This window comes from Nocardia sp. MH4 (assembly GCF_019266065.1).
Lineage (GTDB): Bacteria > Actinomycetota > Actinomycetes > Mycobacteriales > Mycobacteriaceae > Nocardia > Nocardia canadensis.
In genome coordinates, this window is the sequence record NZ_LPNR01000059.1 from 25,429 (window position 1) to 31,929 (window position 6,501).

Sequence of the window (6,501 nt, forward strand, 5' to 3'; positions counted from 1 at the left end):
TGGTCGTCGATGCCCGGAGACGACGATGCCCGGAGGCTCAGGTGAGCGTCCGGGCATCGGTCGAGCGATCGGGATCAGCAGTAGTAGCAGATCTTGTTGGCCGGGAGTTCGACGTGGCAGTTGAGGCAGACGGGCTTGCGGACCGGTTCCGGCTTGGGGACGGTGACGCTGCGGCGTGAGGACGTCGAGGTGCGCTTGGGCTTGGCGGCGGCTTCGGCCGCTTCGGCGGCGGCGAGGTCCTGGGAGGTCTGCTGGCGCAGGGCCGCGACCTTCGGGGGGAGGGTGGGGAGGCCGCCGTCGGCGGGGAGATCGGTGGCGTAGTGCTGGTAGCACTGCCACCGGGCTGCGGCGGCGTGCATCTCGAGGTCGTCGGGGATGGGCAGGCCCGCGAGTTCGAGGATGTAGCGGTAGCCGGTGCCCACGGTCTGGTTCTTGCGCACGCACAGCGCGCTCAGCGGCGGCTCGTTGTTCTTGTGACAGTGCTCGGCGACCTTGTCCAGCACGACGGGCAGCCAGTGCTGCCACTTCACCTGCGTGCGGATCCCGGATTCCTCCTGAACCAGCTCCGCCAACTCGGTGTTGACGATGAAGTTGTTGAACCTGGTCGCGGTGTCGGCGAGGACCTCGTGTGCGGCGCGAGTCCACGCCGACCGTGCCTCGGTGAACGTCACGGCGCTGCCGTCGGCCGCGCGCCAAGTGGTCGGAATGGAACTCTGCTGCACATCGATCACCGGAATACGTTATCTACCCGGGTTTTTCGCGGTGCATCGGGGGGTATGTGGGTAAGCTCACGCGCGCGCGAACTACAGGTCGGACTGGCCGGAATCGTCGCGGTGCTGCTTGCCGAGGCGCCAGAGGAATTCCGGGTCGTCGTCGGGGCCGAGAATCGGTCGCCGCGACGGTGGGCCGGAACTCGGTCCTGCCTTCTCGGGGCCGAACGCCTTCCAGCACAACACCGCGACGGCCACGATCGCGATGAGTGCCAACACGTACGTCACGTCGCTCACCTCCTGCTATCGAGGGTAGCCGTGTCCGCGCCGTGTGCACATCCGTAACGGAAGGGAAATTCCCGGCAAACGCGAGCCCGGGTGGACTCGCGTCGGCCGGTCGGGTCAGCGGGGTGCTGCCTCGGTGGTGAGCGATTTCAGCAACTGCAGAACCTCGGACTCGCGGAATCGGCGATGCCCGCCCGGCGTGCGCAGCGAACCGAGCCTGCCCGCATGGGCCCACCGGGTGACGGTCTTGGGGTCTACGTGGAACATTGCGGCTACTTGGCCTGGTGTCAGCAGAGTGTCCTGGCCGCCGACGGTGATCGCAGTCATAGCTAACCTCTCCGTTCTCGACAGTTCCCTCATCAGATGGCGTCATCGTCGCACTGCGACCCCCACGTAGTCGAACCACCTACTGTTGGTAAAGGGGAAGTAATAGACAAAAGCCGCGAACGGGGCTGCGCCGAGCCTGGCCGTCGTGGGGTCGGGCCCGCCTTCGGCCGTGCGCGGGTCTGTTGACGGCTTCACCGGCGGCGCGCATAAGCTGGTGGCGTGAGTGAAGCAACTGGTCAGCAAGGTTCTGGCGCGGGGAAGCGGCTGGTCCGCAATCTGGCCCTCTACACGCTGGCCCGGCTCGGGCTCGTCGTGCTGATCGCCGCGGTGATCATCGGCGTCGCCAAGCTCATCGGCGTCGAGGTGCCGATCATCGTGGCCGCGCTGTTCGCGCTGATCGTCGCGATGCCGCTCTCGCTCACCCTCTTCAAGAAGCTGCGCACGAAGGTCAACGAGGACATCGCCGTCGTCGACGCGCGCCGCCGCCAGGACAAGGCGCAGCTGCGGGCCCGGTTGCGAGGTGACGACGACGGGTCGGCCGCGTGAAATACCTCGACCGCAGCGCCCCGCGTGACTGGGTCGACAACGCCGTCCGGCTGATCGACGCCGACTCCCAGCGCTCGGCCGACACCCACCTGCTGCGGTATCCGCTGCCTGCCGCCTGGCCGGTGCAGCTGTACCTCAAGGACGAGTCCACCCACATCACCGGCAGCCTCAAGCACCGGCTGGCGCGCTCGCTGTTCCTGTACGCGATCTGCAACGGCTGGGTCACCGAGGGCACCACGGTGGTGGAGGCGTCGTCGGGGTCGACGGCGGTCAGCGAGGCCTACTTCGCGAAGCTGCTCGGCCTGGATTTCGTCGCGGTCATGCCGGCGAGCACGTCGCCGCAGAAGATCGCGCTGATCGAAGCCCAGGGCGGGCGATGTCATTTCGTCGAGCGGGCGCCGGAGATGTACACCGAGGCCAAGCGCCTGGCTGCCGAGACCGGCGGGCATTTCATGGACCAGTTCACCCATGCCGAGCGCGCGACCGACTGGCGCGGCAACAACAACATCGCCGAATCCATCTTCCAGCAGCTGGCGCTGGAGACCAATCCGATCCCGGAGTGGATCGTGGTCGGCGCGGGCACCGGCGGTACCAGCGCCACGATCGGCCGCTACATCCGTTATCGCAGGCACGCGACCAGGCTGGCCGTGGTCGACCCCGAGCATTCGGCGTTCTTCGGTGGCTACGAGACCGGTGACGCGGGCTACGAGACCGGGATGCCGTCGCGGATCGAGGGCATCGGCAGGCCGCGGGTCGAGCCGTCCTTCATCGGGCAGGTCGTCGACCGGATGATCCTGGTTCCGGACGCGGCCTCGGTCGCCACGGCGCGCCACGCCAGCACGGTGCTGGGCAGGCGGGTCGGTGGTTCGACGGGGACGAACCTGTGGGGTGCCTTCCATCTGGTATCGGAGCTGCTCGCCGCGGGCCGTAGCGGCAGCGTCGTGACGCTGCTGTGCGACGGCGGCGACCGCTACGCCGGTACCTATTTCGACGACGCCTGGCTCGACGCCCAGAATCTCGACCTGGCCGGACCCACCGCCGTCCTCACCGAATTCGCCGCTACGGGGCGCTGGCACGGCTGATCGGTGAAACCTGACCGGAGGTGTCAGGTTTCACTGTCAGGATCAGTGTCCATGACGACCCGCTACTACACCGCTACCAGCCTCGACGGTTACATCGCCGATCCCGACAACTCGCTGGATTGGCTGATGGCCGTCCCCGACGCCGACAACGCGACCGGCGATGTCAGCGAATTCCTGCTCGGCGTCGGTGCGATGTGTCTCGGCGCGACGACCTATGAGTGGATGGTGGCCAACGAGCCGCCCGAAGTGTGGCACGAGAACTACGGCGACCGCCCGACCTGGGTGTTCACCCATCGTGAGCTGCCCGAGCTGCCCGGTGCGAATGTGCGTTTCGTCGCGAGCGAGGTCGGGCCGGTGCACGCGGAGATGGTCGCCGCCGCCGACGGCCGCGACATCTGGATCATCGGCGGCGGTGATCTCGCCGGACAGTTCGCCGATGCCGGACTGCTCGACGAGGTGATCGTCGGCGTCGCGCCGGTGACCCTCGGCGGCGGCGCCCCGTTGCTGCCGCGCCGCCTGCTGTCCGATCGGCTGCGGCTGGTCGAGGTCGCCCAGCTGGGCCAGTTCGCGAAGCTGGTGTACCGGGTGAGCTGACCGTGTTGTCAATTTTTGTTGACACCGCGTGGAACGTCAATCAAAATTGACGACATGACCGATGCAACAACGCTCGCCTCGGCGGCGGGCAATCCCGATCCGGCGGTCGGCCTGCGCGCGGTACTCGCCCTGCGCAGGCTGGCCGACCGGCTCGAAGCCATCCAGGTGGCCAATGCCAGGGCCAACGGCTGGTCGTGGCAGGCGATTGCCGAAGCGCTCGAGGTCAGCAAGCAGGCGGTGCATCAGAAACACAACCGGAAGGGCGGTACCCGCTGATGTTCGAGAAGTTCAGCCGACAGGCCAGGGTGGCGGTAGTGAGCGCCCAGGACGACGCCAAGGACCTGGGCGCGAAGCAGATCGGACCCGAGCACGTGCTGCTCGGTGTGATCACCCACGCCGAGCCGGGCCTGCGGGCGGTGCTCGACGCGCGGGGCATCACCGCCGACGGGGTGCGCACCGCTCTCGCCGCCCGGACGAGCGCGCCGCCGCTGGGCGCCGACGACGCCGAAGCCCTGCGCTCGATCGGCATCGACCTCGACGCCGTGCGGGCCAGCGTCACCGAGAACTTCGGCCCCGAGGCCTGGGACCGGGCCGAACCCGAGGTCCGTCGCGGCGTCTTCGGCCGGTTGCTGGGCGCCGGGCACATCCCGTTCGCCGGGCCGGCCAAGAAGTCGCTCGAACTCGCTCTGCGCGAGGCGATCCACCGCAGGGAGCGCGAGATCTCCACCGCCTACCTGCTGCTCGGGATCCTGCGCGGCGCCGACCCGGCCACCACCGACCTGCTCGGCGGCCGCGACGGGGCCGCCGACTTGCGTGCCGACGTCTACGGAATGCTCGACCGCGCAGCGTGAATTCTGCGTCGGGTGTGTGTCAGACCCGCCGCAATGTCCGTTTCCGGGCCTAGCATGGCTCTATGCAGCTAGCCATTCGATTGGTCATCAACGCCATTGCCATCTGGGCCGCGGCGGCGTGGATCGACAAGATCGACATCCTGGTCCCGGCCGATTCGGGGAACTGGGGCAAAGCCCTGGTGATCCTGATCGTCGCGGCGGTGTTCACCGCGGTGAACGCCGTCATCAAGCCGATCGTGAAGCTCCTGTCCCTGCCGTTCGTGATCCTCACGCTCGGCCTGTTCCTGCTGCTGGTGAACGCGGGCATGCTCTGGCTCACCGCGAAGATCACCGAACTGTCCGACTACGGTCTGCGGGTCGACGGTTTCTGGGCGGCGTTCTGGGGCGGTGTGATCATCTCGCTGGTCAACTGGGCGCTCGGCATCCTCGTCCCGGACGGCGACGACTAACCGAGTCCGACGGCCAGCGCGCTCAGTGCCGACCAGACCAGCAGCGCCAGCCCGGAATCGCGCAGGGCGGGAATCAGTTCCAGCCCACCCTTGCCGGTGCGCACCGGGGCATTGGCACGGATCGCCAGCGGCAACGCCAGCAGTCCGGCCAGTGCCCACGGGGTGCGGGCCACCAGGGCCAGGCTGATCACGAACGGCGCGACCAGCAGCATCAGGTGCAGCGTGCGGGTGCGCGCGTCGCCGAGTTTCACCGCGAGGGTGACCTTCCCGGCCTCGGTGTCGGTGGGGATGTCGCGCAGATTGTTGGCGACCAGCACCGCACTGGAGAACGCGCCGACGCCGATCGCCAGCAGCAGTCCCACCCAGTCCACGCGCAGCGCCTGTACGTACTGGGTGCCCAGCACCGCGATCAGGCCGAAGAACACGAACACGGCGATCTCACCGAAACCGCTGTAGCCGTAGGGCTTGCTGCCGCCGGTGTAGAACCAGGCGCCGGCCAGACAGACGGCGCCGAGTACGACCAGCCACCAGGCGGTCGTCACGGCCAGCACCAGACCAGCGACCGCGCCGATCGCCAGGCTGAGGATCGCGGCATTGCGGACGGCGGTGGGGGAGGCCAGTTTCGAGCCGACCAGCCGCAGCGGACCGACCCGCACATCATCGGTGCCGCGGATGCCGTCGGAGTAGTCGTTGGCGTAGTTCACGCCGACGATCAGCGCCAGCGAAACCAGCAGCGCCAGTATCGCTTTCCACCAGACGGCCCCGCCGATCGACGCGGCCGCGCCGGTGCCGGCGAGTACCGGCGCGATCGCGTTCGGCAGCGTCCGCGGCCGGGCGCCCTCGATCCATTCCGCTGCTGTAGCCATGGATCGAAGCCTAGCCCCGGCCGGTGTACTAGGCGGATTCGGCGATGGTCTTGAGCCGGGCCAGTCCCTTGTCGAAGTCCTTGCCGATCATGTTGTCGATCGGGAAGACCTTGCCGAGCACGCCCATCAGCCCGGAGTGGGTGCCGGTCATCCGCCAGGTCACCTCGGTGGCGGCACCGCGCGGCGTGAGGGTGAAGGTGACGAAGTTGGTGGCCTTGAACGGCTTCTCGAACGCCAGCTCGATGCCGATCTCGTGCGCGGCGTCGGCCTTGATCTCCATCGCGCCCGCGCCGGCCTTACGGTTGCCGCGCCAGGTGTAGCGGGCCCCGACACCCGACTCGGGGCCGGTATAGGTGCGTGCGAGCTGCGGATCGGCGTCCTCCCATGGCGACCACAGTCGCCACTGGCGGAAATCATCGATGAAACCGTGGATGCGTGCGGGTTCGGCGGCAATGGTCGTGCGCCGGGTCACCTCGAAGTCGCCCATGCGGGTCAGCCTAAGCCGGGCTACCGACAATTCCGCGGCGTGCGGGCGTGGTGTCGCGCCCGGGGCGGTCCCGCAGGGAACGCCGGCTCGTCGTCGCGCTCGCCTACGATGACTTGCGGCATGTCTGCACAGCATCTCGGCCCCGACGGGCCGCCTCCCACCGTCGCGGTGGCCGCGTCCCCCATCGTCGTGGGGGTGCTCGGCGTGATCGCGATCCGCCGCGACGACGCGACCTTGCTCGCGCTGCCCGGCGCGCGGGCGCGGCTGCTGCTGGCCGCCCTGGCCGTGCGCCCCGGCCGGGCCC

At 68.5% G+C, this 6,501-nt stretch carries 12 protein-coding genes; 7 read left to right on the plus strand and 5 right to left on the minus strand.

Features of this window, described 5'->3' with window-relative positions; translation table 11 throughout:
* Positions 1 to 74: 74 nt before the first annotated feature.
* The 3 genes from ATM97_RS04410 to ATM97_RS04420 form a co-directional block, all read right to left on the minus strand.
* On the minus strand, positions 75 to 731 hold the full coding sequence (locus ATM97_RS04410) for a hypothetical protein (RefSeq protein WP_255586998.1): 657 nt from the start codon (positions 729 to 731) through the stop codon (positions 75 to 77).
* Positions 732 to 803: 72 nt separating this feature from the next.
* Positions 804 to 998 (minus strand): hypothetical protein, encoded by a 195-nt coding sequence (locus ATM97_RS04415; RefSeq protein WP_218716641.1) that lies wholly within the window; start codon positions 996 to 998, stop codon positions 804 to 806.
* Between the two features lie 114 nt (positions 999 to 1,112).
* Positions 1,113 to 1,322, minus strand: coding sequence for a BldC family transcriptional regulator (locus ATM97_RS04420; protein ID WP_019049435.1), 210 nt, complete (start codon positions 1,320 to 1,322; stop codon positions 1,113 to 1,115).
* Positions 1,323 to 1,541: 219 nt separating this feature from the next.
* Here ATM97_RS04420 and ATM97_RS04425 point away from each other — a divergent pair, with 219 nt between their 5' ends.
* The 6 genes from ATM97_RS04425 to ATM97_RS04450 all read left to right on the plus strand — a co-directional run bounded on the left by ATM97_RS04425 (position 1,542) and on the right by ATM97_RS04450 (position 4,844).
* Positions 1,542 to 1,868, plus strand: coding sequence for a DUF4229 domain-containing protein (locus ATM97_RS04425; RefSeq protein ID WP_218716642.1), 327 nt, complete (start codon positions 1,542 to 1,544; stop codon positions 1,866 to 1,868).
* Positions 1,865 to 2,950 carry a PLP-dependent cysteine synthase family protein gene (locus ATM97_RS04430; protein ID WP_218716643.1) on the plus strand — a complete coding sequence of 362 codons (1,086 nt, stop codon included), beginning with the start codon at positions 1,865 to 1,867 and terminating at the stop codon, positions 2,948 to 2,950. The genes ATM97_RS04425 and ATM97_RS04430 overlap by 4 nt, the downstream gene beginning before the upstream one ends.
* 51 nt (positions 2,951 to 3,001) lie before the next feature.
* Entirely contained in the window at positions 3,002 to 3,544 is a 543-nt protein-coding gene (locus ATM97_RS04435; protein WP_218716644.1) for a dihydrofolate reductase family protein, read from the plus strand.
* A 54-nt stretch (positions 3,545 to 3,598) separates the two neighbouring features.
* Positions 3,599 to 3,820 (plus strand): helix-turn-helix domain-containing protein, encoded by a 222-nt coding sequence (locus ATM97_RS04440; RefSeq protein WP_110039216.1) that lies wholly within the window; start codon positions 3,599 to 3,601, stop codon positions 3,818 to 3,820.
* On the plus strand, positions 3,820 to 4,395 hold the full coding sequence (locus tag ATM97_RS04445; protein WP_218716645.1) for a Clp protease N-terminal domain-containing protein: 576 nt from the start codon (positions 3,820 to 3,822) through the stop codon (positions 4,393 to 4,395). The genes ATM97_RS04440 and ATM97_RS04445 overlap by 1 nt, the downstream gene beginning before the upstream one ends.
* A 62-nt stretch (positions 4,396 to 4,457) precedes the next feature.
* A complete protein-coding gene (locus tag ATM97_RS04450; RefSeq protein WP_218716646.1) occupies positions 4,458 to 4,844 on the plus strand; it encodes a phage holin family protein in 387 nt (128 codons plus the stop codon).
* On the opposite strand, the gene ATM97_RS04455 is transcribed toward ATM97_RS04450, so the two are convergent.
* Both ATM97_RS04455 and ATM97_RS04460 read right to left on the minus strand, forming a co-directional pair.
* On the minus strand, positions 4,841 to 5,710 hold the full coding sequence (locus ATM97_RS04455; protein WP_218716647.1) for a 1,4-dihydroxy-2-naphthoate polyprenyltransferase: 870 nt from the start codon (positions 5,708 to 5,710) through the stop codon (positions 4,841 to 4,843). The two genes, ATM97_RS04450 and ATM97_RS04455, sit on opposite strands and share 4 nt — an antisense overlap.
* 28 nt (positions 5,711 to 5,738) lie before the next feature.
* A complete protein-coding gene (locus tag ATM97_RS04460; RefSeq protein WP_218716648.1) occupies positions 5,739 to 6,197 on the minus strand; it encodes an SRPBCC family protein in 459 nt (152 codons plus the stop codon).
* Between the two features lie 120 nt (positions 6,198 to 6,317).
* Here ATM97_RS04460 and ATM97_RS04465 point away from each other — a divergent pair.
* On the plus strand, positions 6,318 to 6,501 hold a 184-nt coding region (locus ATM97_RS04465), incomplete at its 3' end, for a hypothetical protein (RefSeq protein WP_218716649.1).